Below are 21,673 nucleotides of genomic sequence, written 5' to 3'. Positions count from 1 at the left end.
GCGTGAGGCGCTCGGCACTGCTCGTCGCGGCCCTGCTCACCCTCAGCGCGTGCGGGTCGTCCGCCGCCGACACCGGCAGCGGGACGACCGACCCGACGGCGCGGGGCGACGCGCTCAGCGGCACCCTCACCGTCTTCGCCGCCGCGTCCCTCACCGACGTCTTCGGCGAGCTCGGCGACCAGCTCATGGCGGAGAACCCGCAGCTCGAGGTCCGCTTCAACTTCGCCGGCAGCTCGCAGCTCGCCACCCAGATCACCCAGGGCGCGCCGGCCGACGTCTTCGCCAGCGCCAACCAGGCGCAGATGACCGTGGTCACCGACGCCGGGCGGGCCGACGGCGACCCGACCGTCTTCACCCAGAACGTCCTCGAGATCGCCGTCCCCGCGGGCAACCCCGCCGGCGTCACCGGTCTGGCCGACTTCGCCGACCCCGACCTCACCCTCGCCGTGTGCGCGCCCGAGGTCCCCTGCGGCGCCGCCGCCGAGCAGGTCTTCGAGCTCGCCGGCGTCGACGCGCAGCCCGACACCCAGGAGGAGGACGTCAAGGCGGCGCTCAACAAGGTCCAGCTCGGCGAGGTCGACGCCGCGCTCGTCTACGCCACCGACGTCGTCGCCGCCGGGGACGCCGTCGAGGGCATCGCCTTCCCCGAGGCCGAGCAGGCGGTCAACGACTACCCGGTCTGCGTCCTCGCCGACGCGCCGAACCCCGGGGCGGCGCAGGCGTTCGTCGACCTCGTGTTCTCCGACGAGGGGCGTCAGGCCCTCGAGGACGCCGGCTTCCGAACCCCGTGAGCCGGCGCGCACCCGGGGACGGCCGCGTCCCCCTCCCCCTGCTCGTCCCCGCCGCGATCGGCGTCGCCTTCCTCGTCCTGCCGCTGGCGGGGCTGCTCGTCCGCGCTCCCTGGTCGGAGCTCGGCGCCCGCCTCACCGAGCCGGAGGTCGGCGAGGCGCTGCGGCTCAGCCTCGTCTCGGCCACTCTCGCCACCGCGGTCTCGCTGGTCCTCGGCGTCCCGCTCGCCTGGGTGCTCGCCCGCACGCGCGTCCGGGGTCGCGCCGTCCTGCGGGCGCTGGTCACCGTCCCGCTGGTCCTGCCGCCGGTCGTCGGCGGGGTCGCGCTGTTCCTCGTGCTCGGCCGCCAGGGCCTGGTCGGCCAGTGGCTGTACGAGACGACCGGCCTGAGCATCCCGTTCACCACCACGGCCGTCGTCATCGCCGAGACCTTCGTCGCGATGCCCTTCCTGGTCATCAGCGTCGAGGGCGCGCTGCGCGCCGCCGACGCCCGGTTCGAGGACGCCGCGGCCACCCTCGGCGCCGACCGCTGGACCACCTTCCGCCGCGTCACCCTCCCGCTCGTCGCCCCCGGCGTCGCGGCCGGCGCCGTCCTCTGCTGGGCCCGGGCGCTGGGCGAGTTCGGCGCCACCATCACCTTCGCCGGCAACTTCCCCGGGACGACGCAGACGATGCCGCTGTCGGTCTACCTCGCCCTGCAGAGCGAGCCCGACGCGGCCATCGTGCTCTCGCTCCTGCTGCTCCTGGTCTCGGTGGCCACCCTGCTCCTGCTGCGCGACCGGTGGCTGGGACGGGCCGCCGCCGCATGACGCTCACCGCCTCGTTCGGCGTCCGGCGCGGGGCCTTCGGCCTCGAGCTCGACCTCGACGTCGCCGACGGCGAGGTGCTCGCCGTCCTCGGGCCCAACGGCGCCGGCAAGTCCACGGTCCTGCGCGTCCTGGCCGGGCTGCTGCCGCCGGACACCGGTCGCGTCCACGTCGGGGACGACGTCTGGGACGACGTGACCGCCGGCGTGCACGTGCCCGCCCACCGGCGCCGGCTCGGCATGGTCTTCCAGGACTACCTGCTCTTCCCCCACCTCTCCGCCCTCGAGAACGTCGCCTTCGGGCTGCGCACGCGGGGGACCGCCCACGCCGAGGCGCGCACCCGGGCGGCCCGCTGGCTCGACCGCGTCGGCCTGGCCGACCTGGCCGACCGCCGCCCCGGCCAGCTCTCCGGCGGCCAGGCGCAGCGGACGGCGCTGGCGCGGGCGCTGGTCACCGACCCGGCGCTGCTGCTGCTCGACGAGCCGCTCGCCGCCCTCGACGCCCGCACCCGCCTCACCGTGCGCGCCGAGCTGCGCCACCACCTCGCCGGCTTCCCCGGCAGCACCGTGCTCGTGACCCACGACCCCGTCGACGCGATGGCGCTGGCCGACCGCGTGCTCGTGCTCGAGGAGGGGCGGGTCGCGCAGGGCGGCACCCCGGCCGAGATCGCCCGCCGTCCGCGGACCGACTACGTGGCCCGCCTCGTCGGCCTCTCGCTGCTGCCCGGCACGGGCGAGGGGACGACGGTCCGGCTGGACGGCGGCGGGGTGGTCGCGGTCGCCGAGGAGGCGGCCGGGCCGGTGTTCGTCGCCGTCCGCCCCGAGTCGGTGGCCCTCTACCTCACGCGCCCGGACGGCAGCCCGCGCAACGTCTGGCTCCTGACGCTCACCGGCGCCACCCCGCACGGCGCCACCGTGCGCTGCGAGCTCGACGGCGAGGTGCCGCTGGTCGCCGACGTCACGGCGCAGGCCTTCGCCGAGCTCGGCCTGGCGCCGGGCTCGGCGGTCTGGGCGGCGGTCAAGGCCTCCGAGGTCGCCGTCTACGCGCGCTGAGAGAGTGGCCCCGTGAACGTCGCCGCCGTCGTCCTCGCCGCCGGGGGCGGCCGCCGCTACGGCATGCCCAAGGCGCTGGTCGAGCTCGACGGCGAGCTGCTCGTCGAGCGCGCCGTGCGCACCGCGCAGGCCGTCTGCGACCCGGTGCTCGTCGTCCTGGGGGCGCAGGCGGTCGACGTCTGGCGCACCGCCCGGCTGGAGAACGTGCTCGTGCTGGCCAACCGCGACTGGGAGACCGGCATGGCCTCCTCGCTGCGCACCGGCCTCGACGGCCTCCGCGGGCTGCCCGGGATCGACGCGGCGCTCGTCCTGCTCGTCGACGTGCCCGGCATGACGCCCGCGGCCCTCGAGCGCCTGGCCGGGCACGCCGCCCCCGACGCGCTCGCCGTCGCCACCTACGACGGCGTCCGCGGGCACCCGGTGCTGCTCGGCCGCGACCACTGGGCGGGTGTCGCCGAGACCGCCACCGGCGACGAGGGCGCCCGCCGCTACCTGGCCGCGCACGACGTCACCGAGGTCGACTGCACCGGCCTGGCCGATCCCACCGATCTCGACGTCCCGCCGGCCTCCTGACCGCGGGTACCGTGCCCGTCGTGACCGCCCCGCAGATCGCCCGGGTCGTCGACGAGCCGCTGTCGGTGACCGAGCACGAGGACGCCGTGGCCGACAAGGCCGCGGGCGCCGTCGTCTCCTTCGCCGGCGTCGTCCGCGACCACGACGGCGGCCGGTCGGTGACCGAGCTCGAGTACGTGGGCCACCCCTCGGCGCCCGAGGTGATCGCCGAGATCGCCGCCGAGTTCGCCGCCCGGCCGGGGCTGCACGCCGTCGCGGTCTCCCACCGGATCGGGCTGCTCGGCATCGGCGACGTCGCGCTCGCCTGCGCGGTCAGCGCCTCCCACCGGGGTGCGGCGTTCACCGCCTGCGCCGAGCTCGTCGACGAGGTGAAGAAGCGGCTGCCGATCTGGAAGCGCCAGGTCTTCACCGACGGCGAGGAGGAGTGGGTCGCCTGCCCGTGAGGGCAGGCCGCCTCACGAGGCGGCGCTCGGCGCCCGCGGCGCGGGCAGCGCCCCGCCCTGCTCGGCCGCCAGCAGCGTGCTGAGCAGGCGGGCGACCAGCTCCACGGTCGGCAGCCCCAGCACCGCCCGCCGCGGCTGCGCCCGGAACGCGAGGGCGCACAGCGTGCCGTAGAGCCCGCCGTCCCGCGTCACCAGCGGGACGCCGAGGTAGGCGGCCACCTCGGCGGCCAGGCCGACCGAGCACCGCGCGTACTCGGGCACGGCCGCGGTCACCGTGGCCACCCGGGGCGCCGCGCCGCTGACCATCTGCCGGCAGAACGACTCGTCCCAGGCCAGCGTGGTGCCGGGCGGTGCGACCTGGGCCGGCGAGGCGCGCACCACCACCTGGGCCGCGCCCTCCACCCGGGTCACGGCCCACACGTCCCAGCCGAACTGCTCGTGCAGGAACGCCAAGGCGCCCTCGACCGCGGCCGTCCAGTCCGGCCACGGCCTGACGTCGGCGATCCCGCTCATCTCGGGGATCCCCATGCCCTGTGGATGCCCACCAACGGTCGGAACGACACGTTCCGACCCTCTGGCGTACCGACTTCCTCAGCCGGCGAACTCCCGCACCGGCCGGCCGGTCATGCCGACGTCGGCGGCGAAGAGCGCCCCGGCGAGCGGGTCGTCGTCCGGCTCCAGGTCCTCCCGCGAGGTGGTGATGTACAGCCGGTCGAGGGCCGGGCCGCCGAAGGTGCAGGCGGTCACCTGGCGTGCCGGGACCTCGACGACGCCGTCCAGCCGCCCGCCGGGCGTGTAGCGCCGCACCACCCCGCCGCCGAAGAGGGCCACCCACACCCCGCCCTCGGCGTCGACCGTGAGCCCGTCGGGGTTCTCGTCCTCGGCGAGCTGGACGAAGGTCCGCCGTCCGGCCAGCCGGCCGTCCGGGGTCCATTCGAAGGTGCAGATCCGGTGGGTCGGGGTGTCGTCGTAGTAGGCGAGCGCGCCGTCGGGGCTCCAGTCCAGGCCGTTGGAGATCGTGACGCCGGAGATCACCACCGACGTCTCGCCGGAGGGGTCCAGCCGGTACAGGCTGCCGGCCTCAGGCCGCTGGTCGTAGGCCATCGACCCGCAGTAGAAGGCCCCGGCCGGGTCGCAGCCGCCCTCGTTCATCCGCAGCTGCGGATCGGTCCACAGCGGCGGCAGCGTGGTCACCGTGCCGTCGGGGGCCTCCAGCGCGAAGCCGCGCTCCACCCCGATCACCGCCCCGCCGCCGGCCCGCGGCCGCAGCGCGGCGGCGACGTCACCCACGTGCCGGCGGTCGACCGCACCGTCAGCGCCCAGCGACAGGACGTCCCCGGCGAGCATGTCGACCCAGCGCAGCCCGCCCCAGCGGGCCGACCAGACCGGGCCCTCGGCGTGGTAGGCGACCGGATCGGTCACCTGCTCCGCGCGCACCGCGGTCAGCGGACGCCGGCCAGCCCGTCGTCCCCGGGATCGCGTCGCGCCTCCCGCTCGGCGGCCTCCTCGCGCTCCTCGCGCTCCTCCGCCTCCTCCTCGGCCTCGCCCTCGAGGCGACGGGCCTCGCCGCCGACGGTGGCCGCGGCGTCGCCGTGCGACTCGCCGTAGAGCTCCTCGGCGCGGCCGAGCAGCTCGTCCCACTTGGCCTTCGCCTTGCCCAGAATGCCCATGCGCCCATCCTCCCGCAGGTCACCGGCCGGTCTGCCGGGTCTCAGCCTCCGGCGAACGGGGGCAGGACGTCCACCACGGCGCCGGGTGCCAGCGCCAACGACCGGTCACGGGTGGTGGTTCCGTCGACCAGGAACGAGCAGGCTGTCAGCACCTTCTCCAGCCGGTCGCCGTGGCTGTCGACGATCTGCCGCACCAGCTCGTCGAGGGTGGCGGCGTCGCGGGTCTCGGTGTCGACGCCGGCGGCCGCCCGGGCCCCGGCGAAGTAGCGGACGGTGATCATCCGCCGATGGCCGACATCGGCCGCGACGGCTGCAGGAAGCTCGGGTCGTCGATGCCGTGCCCGGGCAGCTTGCCCAGCGTGGCGATCCGCCAGCGGTCGGCCAGCTCCTGGTCGGTGGCGCCCTCGCGCATCGGCGTGCGCAGGTCGGACTCCTCGCGGGCGAACAGGCAGTTGCGCACCTGGCCGTCGGCGGTCAGCCGGGTGCGGTCGCAGGCACCGCAGAACGAGCGGGTGACCGAGGCGATGATCCCGACGGTCGCCGGGCCGCCGTCGACCAGCCACCGCTCCGCGGGCGCCGAGCCGCGCTCCTCCGAGTCCGGCGTGAGCCGGTGCGCCGCGGACAGCTGGGCGAGGATGTCCTCGGCCGTGACCATCCGGCCGCGCGTCCACGCGTGGTGCGCGTCGAGCGGCATCTGCTCGATGAACCGCAGCTGGTAGCCGTGCTCCAGGCAGAAGTCCAGCAGCGGCAGGGCGTCGTGGTCGTTGATGCCGTGCAGCAGGACGGCGTTGACCTTGACCGGGGTGAGCCCGGCCGCCTGCGCGGCGGCCAGGCCGGCCAGGACGTCGTCGAGCCGGTCGCGGTACGCCAGCTGCTCGAACCGCTCGCGGTCGAGGGTGTCGAGGCTGACGTTGATCCGGTCCAGCCCCGCCTCGGCCAGCGCGGGCGCCACCCGGGCCAGCCCGATCGCGTTGGTGGTGAGGCTGACCTCGGGGCGCGGGCTCAGCGCGGTGGTGGCGGCGACCAGCCCCACCAGCCCGGGCCGGAGCAGCGGCTCACCGCCGGTGAAGCGGACCTCGCGGATGCCCAGCTGCTCGACGCCGATCCGGATCAGCCGGTTCACCTCGTCGTCGGTGAGCACCTCCTGCTTGGGCAGCCACTGCAGCCCCTCCGGCGGCATGCAGTAGGTGCAGCGCAGGTTGCAGCGGTCGGTCAGGGAGACGCGCAGGTCGGTGGCGACGCGGCCGTGCCGGTCGACCAGACCGCCGCTGCCCGGGACGCCGTCGGACGGGCGCACCCAGGGGGTCGGCAGATCGGTCGCACTCACGTCCGCGAATGTAGCCGCGGGCAGGGACGGCGTCGCCCGTCGCGAGAGCTCCCGAGCGGGACTGCCGCATCCGCGGAGGCAGTCGGGGAGATCCTCCGCACCCGCGGGCCGCCCCGCTGCAACCACGTTGCACCGCCGCGGGAGCGCTCCCCGGTCCGGGCCGCGCGCGGAAAACCGGCGGCGTCCCGTCGTCCCCCGTTGCTACCGTCGCGGTGCCACCCGAGAGTCCGGCGGGGCAGTCCCCGCACTCGCCTGTGGCCAGGAAGCGCGAGAGTTCCCGTGTCGCCCCGAACCCTCTTCAGGCCCTACGCGCGGCTGTTCGCCGTCCCCGGCTCGGTCGCCTTCTCCTTCGCCGGCTGGCTCGCCCGGCTCCCCATGCCGATGATCGGCCTCGGCACCGTCCTGCTCGTCGCCGGCGAGACCGGCAGCTACGGCCTCGCCGGTGCGCTGTCCGGCACCCTGGCGCTCGCCTTCTCGCTGGCCAACCCCCAGTGGTCCCGGCTCATGGACCGCTACGGCCAGGGCCGCGTGCTGCGCTGGGTGGTGGTCGCCTACCTCGTCGTCGGCGTGGCCTTCGTGACCTCCGTCGTCACCGACGGGCCGCACTGGCTCTGGTACGGCCTCGCGGCGCTGACCGGCGCGACCGAGCCCAACATCGGCGCGCTGGTCCGCGCCCGGTGGGCGCACGCCCTCGACGACGCCGGCCGGCAGACCGCCTTCGCCTTCGAGTCCGTCGTCGACGAGGTCGTCTTCGTCGTCGGCCCGCCGCTGGTCACGCTGCTCGCCACGGCGATCGCCCCGCCGGTCGGCTTCCTCGCCGGCCTGCTCTTCGGCGTCGTCGGCGGGCTGTGGCTGGCCGGGCTGCGGACCACCGAGCCCCCGCCGCAGGTCGTCGAGCCCGGCGACCGGTCCCGCCGGGCGGCGCTGCTCAGCCCGACCGTGCTCGTCGTCGGCCTGGTCTACCTCGCCATCGGCACGGTCTTCGGCGCCGTGGACGTCGTCGTGGTCGGCTTCGCCGAGGAGCAGGGCGCCTCGGTGATGGCGGGCGCCGCCCTGGCGGTCTTCGCGTTCGGCAGCCTGGTCGCGGGTTTCGTCTACGGCGTCGTCCGGCTGCCCGGCACGCTCGCCGGCCGCTACATCGCCTGCGCCCTCTTCTTCGCCGTCTCGGTGCAGCTGCTGCTGCTCGTCGGGTCGCTGGCGGTGCTGGTCCCGGTCGCCTTCGTCTCCGGGCTCTCGATCGCCCCGGTGCTGGTGTCGGGCACCTCGCTGGTCGAGTCCCGGGTGCCGCGAGCGGCGCTGACCGAGGCGCTGTCGTGGACGACGACCGGTCTCACCCTCGGCGTGACCGCGGGCTCGGCGATCGCCGGCGCGGCGGTCGACGCCTGGGGCGCCGAGACCGCGTTCGCCGTGCCCGCCCTCGCCGCCGGCCTGGCGGGTGTGCTCGCGGTGGCCGGGGCGCCGCTGCTGCTGCGCCCCCGCCCCGAGCGCCCGGTGGTGGGGTCCCTTCCGGCCCCGTCGGCCGCGGGGGAATGCTGATCGGGTGAGCACCCGACGCACCCACGGCCGCGCTGCTGCGGCCGATCCCGGCCCGGCCGAGCCGATCCTCGAGTTCGCCGAGGCGACGCCGTACGAGCAGTACGTCGGCGTCCGGCAGCTGCAGGCGCTGGTGCGCACGGTGACCGACCACCCCGCCGAGCCGTCGTTCCTCGTCGTCACCCAGGTCATGGAGCTGTGGTTCACGCTGCTGCGCCGGGAGTGGGAGCTGGCGCAGCGGCGGCTGCGGGCCGACGACCTGGACGGCGCGCTGGCCGCGATCCGGCGCTCGGTGCACCACCTGCGCTCGCTGAACGCCAGCTGGGGCTCGCTGCTGTGGCTGACCCCGGGGGAGTTCAACGGGTTCCGCGACCAGCTCGGCGAGGCCTCGGGCTTCCAGTCCTACGAGTACCGGCACGTGGAGTTCCTGCTGGGGCTCAAGGCGGAGTCCGTCGTCCGCCCGCACCGCGGGCTGCCCGCCGTGCACGCCGACCTGCAGCGGGCGCTGACCGCGCCGTCGCTGGAGGACGACGTCCTGCTCTTCCTGGCCCGCCGCGGGCTGCCGGTGCCGGACGAGGTGCTCGACCGGGAGCCGACCGAGACCCACCCGGCGCACCCGGCCGTGACCGCGATCTGGGTGGACGTCTACCGCGACCCGCGGCCGACCAACGAGCTGTTCGCGCTCGGCGAGGCGCTCACCGACGTCGCCGAGGAGTTCCTGACCTGGCGGCAGCGGCACGTCACCGCCGTCCGCCGCTCGATGGGCGCCAAGCCGGGCACCGGCGGGTCCGCCGGCCTGGCCTGGCTCGAGCGCAGCGCCGCGCGCGTGGTCTTCCCCGACCTGTGGGAGGCGCGCACCGCCCTGTGACCGGTTGAGCCGCCGCCGTCCGGGTAGCGGCCCCGACCGGGGCAGGGCGTCTCGCGCTGGCAGCGCGGCCGGCTGGTCCCGCCGCCCCGTCCGACGACGAGAGGAACACCTGTGGCACCCGTGCCCACCATCCGGCTGAACAACGGCGTCGAGATCCCGCAGCTCGGCTTCGGCGTCTACCAGATCGACCCGGACGAGACCGCCGAGGCGACGGCCGCGGCGCTCGAGGTCGGCTACCGGCACATCGACACGGCGGAGATGTACCGGAACGAGAAGGGCGTCGGCGAGGCCGTGCGCACCTCCGGCATCCCGCGCGAGGAGGTCTTCGTGACCTCGAAGCTCAACAACGGCTACCACCGCCGCGACGACGCGCTGCGCGCCTTCGACGGCACGCTGGAGGCGCTCGGCTTCGACTACCTCGACCTCTTCCTGATCCACTGGCCGCTGCCGGGCATCGACGTGGACTACGTCGAGACCTGGAAGGCCATGGAGGAGATCTACGACAGCGGCCGGTGCCGCGCGATCGGCGTCTCCAACTTCAAGGAGCACCACCTGCGCCGGCTGTTCGGCGAGACCGTCGTCCGCCCGGCGGTGAACCAGATCGAGGTGCACCCGTACCTGGCGCAGGACGACCTGCGCGCGTTCGACGCCGAGCACGAGATCGTCACCGAGGCCTGGTCGCCGATCGCGCAGGGCAAGGTGCTCGACGACCCGGCCGTCGTGGCGATCGCGGAGGACCTGGGCCGCACCCCGGCGCAGGTCGTGCTGCGCTGGCACGTGCAGCGCGGCGACGTCGTCTTCCCGAAGTCGGTCAACCGGACGCGGATGGAGGAGAACTTCGCGCTGTTCGACTTCGAGCTCTCCGACGGCGACATGGCCACCTTGACCGGCCTCGACCGCGGCGAGCGCACCGGCCCCGACCCGGACTCGTTCAACTACATCCCGCGCTGACGCGGTGCGGAGTGGATCCGTGCACGTCACGTGCACGGATCCACTCCGGTCAGTCCGTCGTCACGAAGTCGATCAGCTCCTCGACCCGGCCGATGAGGGCCGGCTCGAGGTCGGTCCACGTCCTCACCCGCGCCAGGATGCGCTGGCTCCACACGTAGCCGGTGTCGTCCTCCCAGCCGAGCCGGCGGCAGACGCCGTCCTTCCACGACTCGCCCTTGGGCACGGTCGGCCACTCGCGGATGCCGACGACCGAGGGCTTGACCGCCTGCCAGATGTCGATGAACGGGTGGCCGACGACGAGCGCGTGCTCGCCGGTCACCTGCTCGGCGATCCGCGACTCCTTCGACCCGCGCACCAGGTGGTCGACCAGCACGCCGAGCCGCCGGCCGGAGCCGGGGCGGAAGTCGCGCACGATGGCGGGCAGGTCGTCGACGCCGTGCAGCGGCTCGACGACCACGCCCTCGATGCGCAGGTCGTGGCCCCAGACCTTCTCCACGAGCTCGGCGTCGTGCTTGCCCTCGACGTAGATGCGGCCCTCGCGGGCGACCCGCGCCCTGGCGCCGGCGACGTAGGTCGAGCCGGACGCGCTGCGCGCCGGGCCGGTGGGCGCCGTCGGGCGCGGGCGCACGAGCACGACCGGCCGCCCGTCGACCCAGAAGCCCGGGCCGAGCGGGTAGCCCCGCACCCGGCCGTGCCGGTCCTCGAGGTGGACGACGTCCTTCTCGCAGCGGACCACGGCGCCGACGAACCCGCTGCTGGGGTCCTCCACGACGAGGTCCTTCTCGGCCGCGATCTGCGGCGCCGGCTTCTTCACGGTGCGCGGGTGGACGAGGTCGTCGTACGGCGAGCGGGGAGGCACCCGTCCATGCTGAGCAGCACCCTCGCCGATCCGGGGACGACGCGCCGAGCGCGGCGCGACACGCCCGGGACGATTCCGTCACCTGCGGTCCTCGGCCGAGGAGCGTTCCGTGCGGCATCCGGTGGTGCGCGATCGGATTGCACTCCTGATCAGGCAAGACGCGACGTGACGTCCGCGTCGACCGCTTCCCGCGGCGTCCGCCGACGCGCCCGGCTCCGGGGGAAGTTCGGGACGAGATCGTTTCGGCCCGCGGCGTCCGGTCACCCATCGGGGCGAAACGAGACCCCGAGCTCAGATGGGAGCGCGAAACGACGATGATCGGCACCGAGACCATCAGCCGCGTGATCGGCAGCGACGTCTACGACGAGTCCGGCCAGAAGATCGGCTCCGCGTCGGAGGTGTACCTCGACGACGAGAGCGGTCAGCCCGAGTGGCTGACGGTCCGCACCGGCCTGTTCGGCACCAAGGAGTCCTTCGTCCCGATCCGCAACGCGGACCTGACCGACGACGGCGTCCGCGTACCGGTGAGCAAGGACCAGGTGAAGGACGCCCCGAAGATCGACACCGACGGCCACCTGTCGCCGCAGGAGGAGCAGGAGCTCTACCGCTACTACGGCATGGACTCCCTTGCCGGCGGCTACGAGACCACCCAGACCACCGGGATGACGACCGAGTCGACCACCGGCATGGCCACCACCGGCATGGCCACCACGGGCATGGCGACCGGCGGGGTGGCCGACGCCCCCGGCACGGTCGGTCACGACACCTCCGGCCCGACGACCGACAACGCCATGACCCGGTCGGAGGAGCGCCTCAACGTGGGCACCCGCTCCGAGGAGATCGGCCGGGCCCGGCTGCGCAAGTACGTCGTCAGCGAGAACGTCACCGAGACCGTCCCCGTCACGCGCGAGGAGGTCCGGGTCGAGCGCGAGCCGATCACCGACGCCAACATCGGCAACGCCCTCGACGGGCCGGCGATCAGCGAGGAGGAGCACGAGGTGACCCTCCGCGCCGAGCGCGCCGTGGCCGAGACGGAGGCCGTCCCGGTCGAGCGCGTCCGCCTGGACAAGGAGACCGTCACCGACACCGAGACCGTCTCCGCCGACCTCCGCAAGGAGGAGATCGAGGTGGACGGCGTCCGGGACACCGACCGGCGCCTCTGACGCCGCTCGCGGCGCGATCGGCGCCGCACCACTGACGACGGTGGCCGGCCGAGGACCAGACTCGGCCGGCCACCGTTCCCACGTCCGGCCCCGGATCCCCCGCGGTGGGATGCTCGGGACGTGACCGACCCCACCCTGGCCACCCAGGACCTGCCGTCCGACCTCTCCAGCCCGGAGAAGCTGGCCGTGGCCCTCGAGAGCACCGGCTACCTGCCCGACGAGGGGTTGGCCACCGCCGCGTACCTGGCGCTGGTGATGCACCGCCCGCTGTTCCTGGAGGGCGAGGCCGGCGTCGGCAAGACCGCCCTGGCCCACGCGCTGGCCGAGGTGACCGGCCGGCCGATCTACCGCCTGCAGTGCTACGAGGGCCTGGAGGCCAGCCAGGCGCTCTACGACTGGGACTTCGGCCGCCAGCTGCTGCACCTGCGCGCCGCCGAGGCCGCCCACGCGAACGACAACCCCGACGCCCTCGAGGCCTCGCTCTACGACCGCCGCTTCCTGCTGGCCCGGCCGCTGCTGCAGGCCCTGGAGGACTCGCCGTCCGTGCTGCTGGTCGACGAGGTCGACCGGGCCGACGACGAGTTCGAGGCGTTCCTGCTCGAGGTGCTCAGCGACTTCACGATCTCGATCCCGGAGCTGGGCACCATCCGCGCGGTGCAGCCGCCCCTGGTGATCCTCACCAGCAACCGCACCCGCGAGGTGCACGATGCGCTCAAGCGCCGCTGCCTCTACCACTGGCTGCAGCACCCCGACTTCGACCGCGAGGTCGCGATCCTGCGCCGCCGGCTGCCGCAGGTGACCGAGCAGCTGGCCCGCGAGGTGGCCCGGGCGACGGCGAAGCTGCGCACGCTGGACCTGCTCAAGCCGCCCGGGATCGCCGAGGCGATGGACTGGGCGACGGCGCTGCACACCCTCGGCGCCCGCGACCTCGACCCCGACGTCGCCGCCCGCACGCTCGGCGCCGTCCTCAAGTACCGCGAGGACACCGAGCGGGTGCACTCGATGGTGCGGGGGGCGCTGTTCGGTGGCTGAAGCGGCCCGCACGGCGGAGCGCCGGGACGTCGTCGACACGCTGCTCGGCTTCGCCCGGACGCTGCGCGCCGCCGGGGTGGCCGCCTCGCCGGACCGGGTGGAGGCGATGCTCGCCGCCGTCGGCTCGCTCGACGTCCTCGACGCCACCGACGTCTACTGGGCCGGCCGGCTGACCCTGTGCGCCGGACCGGACGACCTGGACCGCTACGACGCCGCGTTCTCCGCCTGGTTCGGCGGCGACCGGCCCCGCCAGGCACCACGGGCGCCGCGCGACCGCGAGATCGTCTCGGCCATGGCGCCGCTGGACGTCGGCTCCGGCGAGGGGGAGCAGCGCGACGACGCCTCCGAGCTGGCCGCGCAGGCCAGCGCCGCCGAGGTGCTGCGCCACCGGGACGTCTCCGAGCTGACCATCGCCGAGCGCGAGCACCTGCGCCGGCTGTTCACGCTGCTCCGCCCGGCCTCGCCGATGCGGCCCTCCCGGCGCCGGCGGCCCAACCCGCTGGGCGCCGTCCACCCGGCCCGCACGGTGCGCCGGGCCCTGCGCGACGGCGGCGAGGTCACCCGGCTGATGCACCGGCGGGCGGCGCCCCGACCGCGGCGCGTCGTCCTGCTGGTCGACGTCTCGGGCTCGATGAGCCCGTACGCTGACGCCCTGCTGCGGTTCGCGCACGTCGCCGTCCGGGCCCGCCCGTCCTCGACCGAGGTGTTCACGATCGGCACCCGGCTGACCCGGGTGACCCGGGAGATGCGGCTGCGCGACCCCGACAAGGCGCTGGCCGCCAGCGGCTCGGCGATCCCCGACTGGTCGGGCGGTACGCGGCTGGGCGAGGTGCTCAAGGCGTTCCTCGACCGGTGGGGGCAGCGCGGGATGGCCCGGGGCGCGGTGGTCGTCGTCTGCAGCGACGGCTGGGAGCGCGGCGGGAGCGAGCTGCTCGGCGAGCAGATGGCCCGGCTGCGGCGGCTGGCCCACGCCGTGGTGTGGGTCAACCCGCACAAGGGCCGCGAGGGCTACGAGCCGCTGACCGGCGGCATGCAGGCGGCGCTGCCGTCGATCGACCACTTCGTGTCCGGCCACAGCCTGGCCGCGTTCGAGGAGCTGTCGGGAGTGATCGGCCGTGCGTGAGACGTTGTGGAGTCCCACGACGCGGAGAATGCGGTCCTGGGACTCCGAGGGGAGTGGCGATGCGTGACGTGCTCGACGACCTGGTCGGTTGGTGGCAGGCGGGGCAGACCGTCGGCATGGGGACCGTCGTGGCCACCTGGCGCTCCGCGCCGCGGCCGGCCGGCGCCTCCATGCTGGTCGGCCCCGACGGGACGGCGGTGGGCAGCGTCTCCGGGGGCTGCGTCGAGGGCGCGGTCTACGAGGAGGCCAAGGACGCCGTCGAGACCGGGGAGCCGGTCCTGCAGCGGTACGGGGTGAGCGACGACGACGCCTTCGCCGTCGGCCTCACCTGCGGCGGCATCCTCGACGTGTTCGTCGAGGCGGTGTCGCGGGAGTCGTTCCCCGAGCTGGGCGAGGTCAAGGAGTCGGTGGACCGGCACGAGCCGGTCGCCGTCGTGACCTGCGTGAAGGGGCCGGAGGACCGGCTGGGCCGGCGGATGGTGCTCTGGCCCGACCGCGCGTCGGGCACGTTCGGGCTGCAGCGGCTCGACGACGCCGTCGCCGCCGACGCCCGGGGCATGCTCGCCGCCGGGCGCACCGGGATGCTGCACTTCGGCCACGACGGCGAGCGCCGCGGCGACGAGCTCGAGCTGTTCGTGAACTCCTTCGCCCCGCCGGCGCGGATGGTCGTGTTCGGCGCCATCGACTTCGCCGCCGCCGTCGCCCGGGTCGGCTCCTTCCTGGGCTACCGGGTGACCGTCTGCGACGCGCGGCCGGTGTTCGCGACGCCGAAGCGCTTCCCCGACGCCGACGAGGTGGTCGTGGAGTGGCCGCACCGCTATCTGCAGGCCGAGGTCGACGCCGGCCGGATCGACGAGCGCACCGTGCTCTGCGTGCTCACCCACGACCCGAAGTTCGACGTCCCCCTGCTGGAGGTCGCGCTGCGGCTGCCGGTCGCCTACGTCGGTGCGATGGGCTCGCGGCGGACGCACGACGAGCGGCTGGCGCGGCTGGAGGAGGCGGGCCTGTCCAAGGAGGAGCTGTCCCGGCTGTCCTCGCCGATCGGGCTCGACCTGGGGGCGCGCACGCCGGAGGAGACCGCGGTGTCGATCGCGGCGGAGATCATCGCCGGCCGCTGGGGCGGTTCCGGCGAGCGCCTGTCCGGCACGGAGGGCCCCATCCACCCCACCGCCGAGCGGTAGGACCGGGTGGCCGGTATAGCGGACGAGGTATACCGTTTCCGCTATGCCGCCGGTGCGCCGCAGCCGCTTCCCCGGTCTGGAGGACCGGGGTGAGCGCCGGCGCGAGCTGATCGAGGAGCTGGTCCGCGCCCGCCGGGAGAGCGCGCTCAGCCAGACCGAGATCGCCGCGCGCATGGGCACCTCGCAGTCCGCCGTCGCCCGGCTGGAGAGCGGCGAGCTGGACGCCCGGCTGTCGACCCTCGAGCGCTATGCGGCCGCGCTGGGCCGCACCGTCGAGTGGCAGGTCCGACCGTCCGAGGAGTCGCCGTGAGCCGACCCGCAGGCACCTGGCCGCCGGTCCCGCCGGGGCCACCGCAGCCGCCCTTCCCGCCCGGACCACCGGAGTACCCGCGCACGCCCTGGCAGCCGGCGCCCCGCCCCGCCGCGCCGGGGCCGTCGACGTCGATGTCGGTCGTCGTCGGCGCGGGGGACTGGCTGGCCGAGCGGCTGCTCGAGCAGCGCGTGGTGGCCCTCTCCGGCGACCTGGACGACGAGGCGGTCAACCGGGCCGTCGCCGAGCTGGCGCTGCTCGACTCCTCCGGCGACGGGCCGGTGCAGCTGCGGCTCTCCGGGGTCGGGGCCGACGTCGAGGCCGCGCTCACCCTGGTCGACGCCCTCGACCTCATGGGCGCACCCGTGCACGCCACCTCCCTCGGCGCGCTGCGCGGGGTGGGCGTCGTCGTCCTCGCCGTCTGCGACCGGCGGGCCGCAGGGGCGCACGCGGTGTTCCAGCTGACCGAGCCGCGCGCCCCCCGCCGCGGCCCGGCCGGGGACGTCGAGGCGCTGGCCGCCGAGCACGCCCGGCAGCTGCGCCGGCTGCAGGAGCGGCTCGCCGCGGCCACCGGCCGGGACGCCGGGCGGATCGCCGAGGACATGCGCGCCGGGCGGCTGCTGTCGGCGGAGGAGGCCCGGGAGTACGGGCTGGTCGACCCCTGACCGGGGACCTCGCGCACCGGTACGACGTCGAGGTCGTCGGCCTGCTCGCCTCGCCGGAGCACCGCTACGACGGGCGGCCGGGGACGACGGTCCCGGCCCAGGACGGCGACCGGCGCACCGAGCTCGAGGTGCGCGCCGGTCTCGGCATCGTCGGCGACCGCTACTTCGGGCAGGCCGCGCACCGCGACGCCGCGGTCACCGTGCTGGCCGCGGAGGCGGTGGACGCGCTCGCCGCCGACCTCGGGGTCCCCGTCCCCGACGCGCTGCTCGCCCGCCGCAACGTCGTCCTGCGCGGGGCCGAGGTCGAGGCCCTTCGCGGGCGGGAGTTCTCGCTCGACTGCGGGGCCGGGGAGGTGCGGCTGCGCGGCGGTCGTCCGGCGAACCCGTGCGCCTGGCTCGACGTCGTCCTGACCCCCGGGGCGCACCGCGGGCTGCGCGGGCGGGCCGGCGTCCGGTGCGCCGCGCTGTCCGACGGCGTGCTGCGGCTCGGGCCCGCCGTCCTGCGCTCCGCCGTCCCCCTCGACGCCGTCCGGGCCGGCGAGGTCCACCGCCTGCTGCCCCACCGCCCCCGCTGACGCTGCACGCGACGTTGCACGGGCTGGTGGTCGGGAGCGCGGGGGAGTAGGGACGAGCCATGTCCGCCACCGAGGTCTACCGCGCCGCCCGGGACTCCCTGCTCGCCCTGCGCGGCGACCACGCCAAGGCGGCCGCCGAGTTCCGCTGGCCGTCCTTCGACGGGCCGTTCAACTGGGCGGTCGACTGGTTCGACGCCTACGCGCGCGGCAGCGAGCGCACCGCGCTGCACATCGTCGAGGAGGACGGCCGCGCCGCCCGCTACTCCTTCGACGCGGTGGTGTGCCGCTCCGACCAGGTGGCCAACTGGCTGCGGGCGCAGGGGGTCGGCAAGGGCGACCGCGTGGTGCTCATGCTCGGCAACCAGGTCGAGCTCTGGGAGTCGATGCTCGCGGTGATGAAGCTGGGTGCGGTGATCATGCCGACCACCACCGCGCTGGGCCCGGCCGACCTGACCGACCGGATCGAGCGGGGCGGGGCCCGGCACGTCGTCGTCAACGCCGCCGACGCCGGGAAGTTCGACGGGGTGGCCGGCGACTACACGCGGATCGCCGTGGGGGAGGCGCCGGCCGGGTGGCTCGCCTACGCCGACAGCGCGCAGGCCGGCGAGGAACCGCCCGGCCACCCCGGCACCCTGCCGGGCGACCCGCTGCTCCTGTACTTCACCAGCGGGACGACGAGCCGCCCGAAGCTGGTGGAGCACACCCAGGTCAGCTACCCGGTGGGCCACCTGTCCACGGTGTTCTGGCTGGGGCTGCAGCCCGGCGACGTGCACCTGAACATCAGCTCGCCCGGCTGGGCCAAGCACGCCTGGAGCTGCTTCTTCGCCCCGTGGATCGCCGAGGCGACGATCTACCTCTACAACTACGCGCGCTTCGACCCCGCGGCGCTGCTCGGCCGGATCCGCGAGGACGGCGTCACCACCTTCTGCGCGCCGCCGACCGTCTGGCGGATGCTCATCAAGGCCGACCTCTCCGGCGGGCCGGGCGCGATCCGGGAGGCCGTCGCCGCCGGGGAGCCGCTCAACCCCGAGGTCATCGAGCAGGTCAAGGCCCAGTGGGGGCTGACCCTGCGCGACGGCTACGGGCAGACCGAGACGACGGCGTCGGTCGGCAACACCCCGGGATCGGTCGTGAAGCCGGGCTCCATGGGGCGGCCGCTGCCCGGCGTCCCCGTCGTCCTGGTCGACCCGATCACCGGGGAGCAGGCCGACGAGGGCGAGATCTGCCTCGACCTGTCCGACCGGCCGCTGTCGCTGATGACCGGCTACCAGGGCGACCCCGAGCGCAACGACGAGGCGATGGCCGGCGGCTACTACCACACCGGGGACGTCGCGAGCCGCGACGCCGAGGGCTACATCACCTACGTCGGGCGCACCGACGACGTCTTCAAGGCCAGCGACTACAAGATCAGCCCGTTCGAGCTGGAGAGCGTGCTCATCGAGCACCCGGCGGTCACCGAGGCCGCGGTGGTGCCGGTGCCAGACCCGGTGCGCGGGGCGATCCCCAAGGCCTACGTCGCGCTGGCGCCGGGGCACGAGCCCACCCGGGAGACCGCCTTCTCGATCCTCGAGCACGCCCGCGAGAACCTGGCGCCGTTCCTGCGGGTGCGCCGGGTCGAGTTCTACGAGCTGCCCAAGACGATCAGCGGCAAGATCCGCCGGGTCGAGCTGCGCGAGCGCGAGGAGCGGCTGGCCCCGGAGGGCAGCGGCACCGAGTTCGCCGACACCGACTTCCCCGAGCTGCGCGGCTGAACCGCAGGGGAGAGGGTGCTCACCGTGGAGTACCGCACCCTCGGCCGCAGCGGCTGCGCCGTCTCGACCCTGACCCTCGGCACGATGACCTTCGGGCGGGAGACCGACGAGGAGGGCTCGTACGCCCAGCTCGACCGGTTCTTCGAGGTGGGCGGCACGCTCGTCGACACCGCCGACGTGTACTCCGGTGGGGTCAGCGAGGAGATCATCGGCCGCTGGCTGGCGAAGCAGGGCTCCGGCGTCCGGGAGCGCCTGGTCCTGGCGACCAAGGGGCGCTTCCCGATGGGGGAGGGACCGAACGGCGTCGGGCTGTCCCGCCGGCACCTCGCGGACGCGCTCGACGGCTCGCTGCGCCGCCTCGGCGTCGAGCGGGTCGACCTCTACCAGGTGCACGCCCACGACCCGTGGACGCCGCTCGAGGAGACCATGCGGTTCCTCGACGACGCCGTCCGGGCGGGCAAGATCCACTACGTCGGGCTGTCCAACTTCCTGGGCTGGCAGCTGCAGCGGGCCGTCGACGTCGCCGAGCACCGCGGCCTGACCGTCCCGGTGACCCTCCAACCGCAGTACAACCTGCTCGTCCGGGAGATCGAGTGGGAGATCGTGCCCGCGGCGGCGGCCAACGGGCTGGGGCTGCTGCCCTGGTCCCCGCTGGGTGGCGGCTGGCTGACAGGCAAGTACCGGCAGGACGAGCGCCCCACCGGTGCCACCCGGCTCGGCGAGAACCCGGAGCGCGGCGTGGAGGCCTACGGCCGGCGCAGCACCCTGCAGCGCACCTGGGACGTGGTCGACGCGGTCCGCGCGGTCGCCGGGGACCGCGGGTGCTCCATGGCGCAGGTCGCGCTCGCCTGGCTGGTCGACCGGCCGGCCGTCACCTCGGTCATCCTCGGCGCCCGCACGCTCGAGCAGCTCGAGGACAACCTCGGCGCCGCCGGCCTGCACCTCTCCCCCGAGGAGACCGCGCGGCTGGACGAGGCGAGCGACCCGGCCCCGGCCGACTACCCGTACGGCGGTCCCGGGATCGAGCAGCGGGACCGCAGGATCGAGGGCGGTCGCTAGACCGGGGCCGGGGTCAGCCGAGCAGGTCGCGGACGGCGGCCGGCGCCTGCGACGGCCGGTGCAGCGGGGCGACCCGCCCGCCCCCGGCCCCGGCCAGCGCGGTGCAGGAGGCCATCGCGTCCTCCTCCGCCGACAGCGCCAGCACCGACAGCCGCGCCGGCACGCGGGCGAGCGACGAGGCGGCGCCGAGCGGATCGGGGCTCTCGGTGGCCAGCCCGTCGGAGAGCAGCAGCACCTGCCGGTCGGCGGCACGCGAGCGGGCCACCTGCGCCGCCGCGGTCCGCAGGCCCAGCTCGAGGTCGGTCGTCCCGTGCCCGCGCAGGTCGCAGAGCCGGTCGACGACCAGGTCGATCCGCGGGTCGGCCGACAGCGGCCGCAGCACGACCGCCTTCGACCAGAACGCCACGACGCCCAGCTCGTCCCCGGGCCGCATCCGCGAGACCAGCGCCGAGGCGGTCAGGACGGCGGTGGCGAGCTCGTCGCCGGCCACCGAGCCGGAGGCGTCGACCAGCAGGAGCACCGCCCGCCCGGTGGAGCGCCAGCCGCGGGTGTGCACGTGCGCCGCCCGCCAGTGCGGGTCCCCGCCGCGGGCGGCCAGGCTGGCGTCCAGGTCGACGTCCGCCCCCGTGGGGTCGCGGCGGGTGACCACCCGGCTGGTGCCCGGCCGGTCGGCGACGCCGGTCCGCGGGCTGCCCACCGGCAGCCGGGCGGCCAGCGCCCGGGCGGCGGCCCGCAGCGCGGGGTCGAACGCGCGGGAGGCCTCGGCCAGCACGCGCGCCGCGGCGTCGGGGTCTCGCGCGGCCAGCTCGGCGACGGCGGCGGCGTCGAGCTCGCCCGCCGACGGCGAGATCGCGTCGAAGTCGGGGTTGCTGCGGGAGAGCTGGTCACGGCTGGCCCGACGGGCGGCGGAGTCCCGGAGCAGCTGCTCCACCTCGGCGGGGTCCTCGACCACCCGCGGCGCGGAGCGGCCGCCGGGCGGAGGGCCGGGCGCGGTCCCCGGCGGCGGACCGGAGGGCTGCGGCTCCTCCGGCGTCAGGCTTTTCCCGGCTCCTCACCGGCCCGGCGCCAGATGTCGGCGACGACGGCCTCGACCGGGCGGGCGACGCCGTCGCCGAGGGTGACCTTGCCGGTGAGCGCGGCCAGGGCGGCGTCCAGGCCGGTGTCCTCGTCCACCTCCTCGCTGCCGCGCACCACCGCCAGCTCCCGGGCGATGAGCACGGTGTCGATCGCCCCGCGCACCGAGGCGCCGATGCGCAGCTCGGGGTGGTCGCGGGTGATCCGCACCGCCCGGACCGCGCGCGCCACCAGCCCGGCGGGGGCGCCCGTGACCGCCGCGACGACGGCCAGCTCGGCGTCCTCGTCCTGGTAACCCATGGCGACCCGGCAGGACCGGTCGTACAGCGCGGGGGTGACCCGGGCGGTGCCGACCGCGTCGAACGGGTTCATCGCCGCGACCAGCCGGAACGTGGGCCGGGCGGCGACCCGGCCGTAGCGCGGCACGTGCATCTCGCGCTCGGAGAGCACGCCGAGGAGGACGTTCATCGTCTCCTCGGGCACCCGGTTGAACTCCTCGACGTAGAGCAGCGCTCCCTCGGTCATCGCCCGGGTCAGCGGGCCGGGGACGAAGTTCTCGGGGCGGTAGTCCTCGGCGAGCACCCGGGAGGCGTCGTGGTGGCCGACCAGCCGGGTCGGGGTCAGCTCGGCGTTGCCCTCGACCAGGACGAGGGGGACGCCGGTGCCGTCGGCCAGCGCGCGCAGCAGCGTGGTCTTGCCGGTGCCCGGCGGCCCCTCGAGGACGACGTTGCGGCCGGCCGAGAGCGCGGCGGCGACCACCTCGGCCTCCCGCAGCCGCGCGACCACCCGCTCCCGGGCCACGCGGACCATGCCGGCGACGTCCAGCCGCGACGCGGTCGTGGTGGGCACGCCGCCATCCTCCCTCACGTC

At 75.4% G+C, this 21,673-nt stretch carries 25 protein-coding genes; 17 read left to right on the top strand and 8 right to left on the bottom strand.

Going from position 1 to position 21,673, the window contains the following annotated elements; all coding sequences use genetic code 11:
• The first annotated feature begins 2 nt into the window (after positions 1 to 2).
• From modA to ACI8AF_RS04120, 5 genes are read left to right on the top strand one after another with little or no spacing between them, the layout of a single operon-like run.
• Positions 3 to 791 carry a molybdate ABC transporter substrate-binding protein gene (gene modA / locus ACI8AF_RS04140; protein WP_456538400.1) on the top strand — a complete coding sequence of 263 codons (789 nt, stop codon included), beginning with the start codon at positions 3 to 5 and terminating at the stop codon, positions 789 to 791.
• A complete protein-coding gene (locus ACI8AF_RS04135; protein WP_456538399.1) occupies positions 788 to 1,597 on the top strand; it encodes an ABC transporter permease in 810 nt (269 codons plus the stop codon). Before modA ends, ACI8AF_RS04135 begins: the two co-directional genes overlap by 4 nt.
• Positions 1,594 to 2,646, top strand: a complete 1,053-nt coding sequence (locus tag ACI8AF_RS04130; RefSeq protein ID WP_456538398.1) for an ABC transporter ATP-binding protein — start codon at positions 1,594 to 1,596, stop codon at positions 2,644 to 2,646. The genes ACI8AF_RS04135 and ACI8AF_RS04130 overlap by 4 nt, the downstream gene beginning before the upstream one ends.
• A gap of 12 nt (positions 2,647 to 2,658) precedes the next feature.
• Positions 2,659 to 3,219, top strand: coding sequence for a nucleotidyltransferase family protein (locus ACI8AF_RS04125; protein WP_456538397.1), 561 nt, complete (start codon positions 2,659 to 2,661; stop codon positions 3,217 to 3,219).
• Positions 3,220 to 3,239: 20 nt separating this feature from the next.
• A complete protein-coding gene (locus tag ACI8AF_RS04120; RefSeq protein WP_456538396.1) occupies positions 3,240 to 3,662 on the top strand; it encodes a molybdenum cofactor biosynthesis protein MoaE in 423 nt (140 codons plus the stop codon).
• Positions 3,663 to 3,674: 12 nt separating this feature from the next.
• On the opposite strand, the gene ACI8AF_RS04115 is transcribed toward ACI8AF_RS04120, so the two are convergent.
• From ACI8AF_RS04115 to moaA, 5 genes are all read right to left on the bottom strand, one after another.
• The gene (locus tag ACI8AF_RS04115) at positions 3,675 to 4,190 is read right to left on the bottom strand and encodes a GAF domain-containing protein (protein ID WP_456538395.1); all 516 of its coding nucleotides are present in this window, start codon (positions 4,188 to 4,190) and stop codon (positions 3,675 to 3,677) included.
• A 63-nt stretch (positions 4,191 to 4,253) separates the two neighbouring features.
• Complete coding sequence (locus ACI8AF_RS04110; RefSeq protein ID WP_456538394.1) at positions 4,254 to 5,099, bottom strand: SMP-30/gluconolactonase/LRE family protein; 846 nt, start codon at positions 5,097 to 5,099, stop codon at positions 4,254 to 4,256.
• A gap of 5 nt (positions 5,100 to 5,104) precedes the next feature.
• The gene (locus tag ACI8AF_RS04105) at positions 5,105 to 5,332 is read right to left on the bottom strand and encodes a hypothetical protein (RefSeq protein ID WP_456538393.1); all 228 of its coding nucleotides are present in this window, start codon (positions 5,330 to 5,332) and stop codon (positions 5,105 to 5,107) included.
• 41 nt (positions 5,333 to 5,373) lie between these two features.
• Positions 5,374 to 5,613, bottom strand: a complete 240-nt coding sequence (locus ACI8AF_RS04100) for a MoaD/ThiS family protein (protein ID WP_456538392.1) — start codon at positions 5,611 to 5,613, stop codon at positions 5,374 to 5,376.
• Positions 5,610 to 6,659: a GTP 3',8-cyclase MoaA gene (moaA, locus tag ACI8AF_RS04095; protein WP_456538391.1), complete on the bottom strand. Its 1,050-nt coding sequence runs from the start codon at positions 6,657 to 6,659 to the stop codon at positions 5,610 to 5,612. Before moaA ends, ACI8AF_RS04100 begins: the two co-directional genes overlap by 4 nt.
• Positions 6,660 to 6,938: 279 nt before the next feature.
• On the opposite strand from moaA, the gene ACI8AF_RS04090 reads away from it, so the two are divergent.
• From ACI8AF_RS04090 to ACI8AF_RS04080, 3 genes are all read left to right on the top strand, one after another.
• Positions 6,939 to 8,195 carry an MFS transporter gene (locus tag ACI8AF_RS04090; RefSeq protein ID WP_456538390.1) on the top strand — a complete coding sequence of 419 codons (1,257 nt, stop codon included), beginning with the start codon at positions 6,939 to 6,941 and terminating at the stop codon, positions 8,193 to 8,195.
• A 4-nt stretch (positions 8,196 to 8,199) separates the two neighbouring features.
• Positions 8,200 to 9,060: a tryptophan 2,3-dioxygenase gene (locus ACI8AF_RS04085; protein ID WP_456538389.1), complete on the top strand. Its 861-nt coding sequence runs from the start codon at positions 8,200 to 8,202 to the stop codon at positions 9,058 to 9,060.
• 111 nt (positions 9,061 to 9,171) lie between these two features.
• Complete coding sequence (locus ACI8AF_RS04080) at positions 9,172 to 10,011, top strand: aldo/keto reductase (RefSeq protein ID WP_456538388.1); 840 nt, start codon at positions 9,172 to 9,174, stop codon at positions 10,009 to 10,011.
• 49 nt (positions 10,012 to 10,060) lie between these two features.
• On the opposite strand, the gene ACI8AF_RS04075 is transcribed toward ACI8AF_RS04080, so the two are convergent.
• Positions 10,061 to 10,870 (bottom strand): DUF3097 domain-containing protein, encoded by an 810-nt coding sequence (locus ACI8AF_RS04075; protein ID WP_456538387.1) that lies wholly within the window; start codon positions 10,868 to 10,870, stop codon positions 10,061 to 10,063.
• A gap of 314 nt (positions 10,871 to 11,184) precedes the next feature.
• On the opposite strand from ACI8AF_RS04075, the gene ACI8AF_RS04070 reads away from it, so the two are divergent.
• The 9 genes from ACI8AF_RS04070 to ACI8AF_RS04030 all read left to right on the top strand — a co-directional run bounded on the left by ACI8AF_RS04070 (position 11,185) and on the right by ACI8AF_RS04030 (position 19,729).
• Entirely contained in the window at positions 11,185 to 12,033 is an 849-nt protein-coding gene (locus ACI8AF_RS04070) for a DUF2382 domain-containing protein (RefSeq protein WP_456538386.1), read from the top strand.
• 120 nt (positions 12,034 to 12,153) lie between these two features.
• A complete protein-coding gene (locus ACI8AF_RS04065) occupies positions 12,154 to 13,065 on the top strand; it encodes an AAA family ATPase (RefSeq protein WP_456538385.1) in 912 nt (303 codons plus the stop codon).
• Positions 13,058 to 14,188 carry a vWA domain-containing protein gene (locus tag ACI8AF_RS04060; RefSeq protein WP_456538384.1) on the top strand — a complete coding sequence of 377 codons (1,131 nt, stop codon included), beginning with the start codon at positions 13,058 to 13,060 and terminating at the stop codon, positions 14,186 to 14,188. Before ACI8AF_RS04065 ends, ACI8AF_RS04060 begins: the two co-directional genes overlap by 8 nt.
• 59 nt (positions 14,189 to 14,247) lie before the next feature.
• Positions 14,248 to 15,369 (top strand): XdhC family protein, encoded by a 1,122-nt coding sequence (locus ACI8AF_RS04055; protein ID WP_456538383.1) that lies wholly within the window; start codon positions 14,248 to 14,250, stop codon positions 15,367 to 15,369.
• A 43-nt stretch (positions 15,370 to 15,412) separates the two neighbouring features.
• Positions 15,413 to 15,679, top strand: coding sequence for a helix-turn-helix domain-containing protein (locus tag ACI8AF_RS04050; protein ID WP_456538382.1), 267 nt, complete (start codon positions 15,413 to 15,415; stop codon positions 15,677 to 15,679).
• Entirely contained in the window at positions 15,676 to 16,344 is a 669-nt protein-coding gene (locus ACI8AF_RS04045) for an ATP-dependent Clp protease proteolytic subunit (protein WP_456538381.1), read from the top strand. The genes ACI8AF_RS04050 and ACI8AF_RS04045 overlap by 4 nt, the downstream gene beginning before the upstream one ends.
• 128 nt (positions 16,345 to 16,472) lie before the next feature.
• Complete coding sequence (locus ACI8AF_RS04040) at positions 16,473 to 16,919, top strand: MOSC domain-containing protein (RefSeq protein WP_456538380.1); 447 nt, start codon at positions 16,473 to 16,475, stop codon at positions 16,917 to 16,919.
• A 59-nt stretch (positions 16,920 to 16,978) separates the two neighbouring features.
• The gene (locus ACI8AF_RS04035; protein WP_456538379.1) at positions 16,979 to 18,670 is read left to right on the top strand and encodes an AMP-binding protein; all 1,692 of its coding nucleotides are present in this window, start codon (positions 16,979 to 16,981) and stop codon (positions 18,668 to 18,670) included.
• Positions 18,671 to 18,694: 24 nt separating this feature from the next.
• Entirely contained in the window at positions 18,695 to 19,729 is a 1,035-nt protein-coding gene (locus ACI8AF_RS04030) for an aldo/keto reductase (RefSeq protein ID WP_456538378.1), read from the top strand.
• 13 nt (positions 19,730 to 19,742) lie between these two features.
• Here the strand turns inward: ACI8AF_RS04030 and ACI8AF_RS04025 are convergent, their stop codons facing one another.
• Together ACI8AF_RS04025 and ACI8AF_RS04020 are read right to left on the bottom strand one after the other, a co-directional pair.
• Positions 19,743 to 20,681 (bottom strand): vWA domain-containing protein, encoded by a 939-nt coding sequence (locus ACI8AF_RS04025; protein ID WP_456538377.1) that lies wholly within the window; start codon positions 20,679 to 20,681, stop codon positions 19,743 to 19,745.
• Positions 20,682 to 20,761: 80 nt separating this feature from the next.
• Positions 20,762 to 21,652: an AAA family ATPase gene (locus tag ACI8AF_RS04020; RefSeq protein WP_456538376.1), complete on the bottom strand. Its 891-nt coding sequence runs from the start codon at positions 21,650 to 21,652 to the stop codon at positions 20,762 to 20,764.
• Between the last annotated feature and the right edge of the window lie 21 nt (positions 21,653 to 21,673).

The sequence above is a fragment of the Blastococcus sp. SYSU D00669 genome, from assembly GCF_054050715.1.
This window is presented reverse-complemented; position numbering and strand designations above follow the sequence as displayed.

Coding starts and splice junctions, on each gene's coding strand:
- ACI8AF_RS04070 (WP_456538386.1), top strand. CDS start 11,185: ATGATCGGCACCGAGACCATCAGCCGCGTGATCGGCAGCGACGTCTAC.
- ACI8AF_RS04035 (WP_456538379.1), top strand. CDS start 16,979: ATGTCCGCCACCGAGGTCTACCGCGCCGCCCGGGACTCCCTGCTCGCC.
- ACI8AF_RS04115 (WP_456538395.1), bottom strand. CDS start 4,190: ATGGGGATCCCCGAGATGAGCGGGATCGCCGACGTCAGGCCGTGGCCG.
- ACI8AF_RS04055 (WP_456538383.1), top strand. CDS start 14,248: ATGCGTGACGTGCTCGACGACCTGGTCGGTTGGTGGCAGGCGGGGCAG.
- ACI8AF_RS04130 (WP_456538398.1), top strand. CDS start 1,594: ATGACGCTCACCGCCTCGTTCGGCGTCCGGCGCGGGGCCTTCGGCCTC.
- ACI8AF_RS04050 (WP_456538382.1), top strand. CDS start 15,413: ATGCCGCCGGTGCGCCGCAGCCGCTTCCCCGGTCTGGAGGACCGGGGT.
- ACI8AF_RS04105 (WP_456538393.1), bottom strand. CDS start 5,332: ATGGGCATTCTGGGCAAGGCGAAGGCCAAGTGGGACGAGCTGCTCGGC.
- ACI8AF_RS04100 (WP_456538392.1), bottom strand. CDS start 5,613: ATGATCACCGTCCGCTACTTCGCCGGGGCCCGGGCGGCCGCCGGCGTC.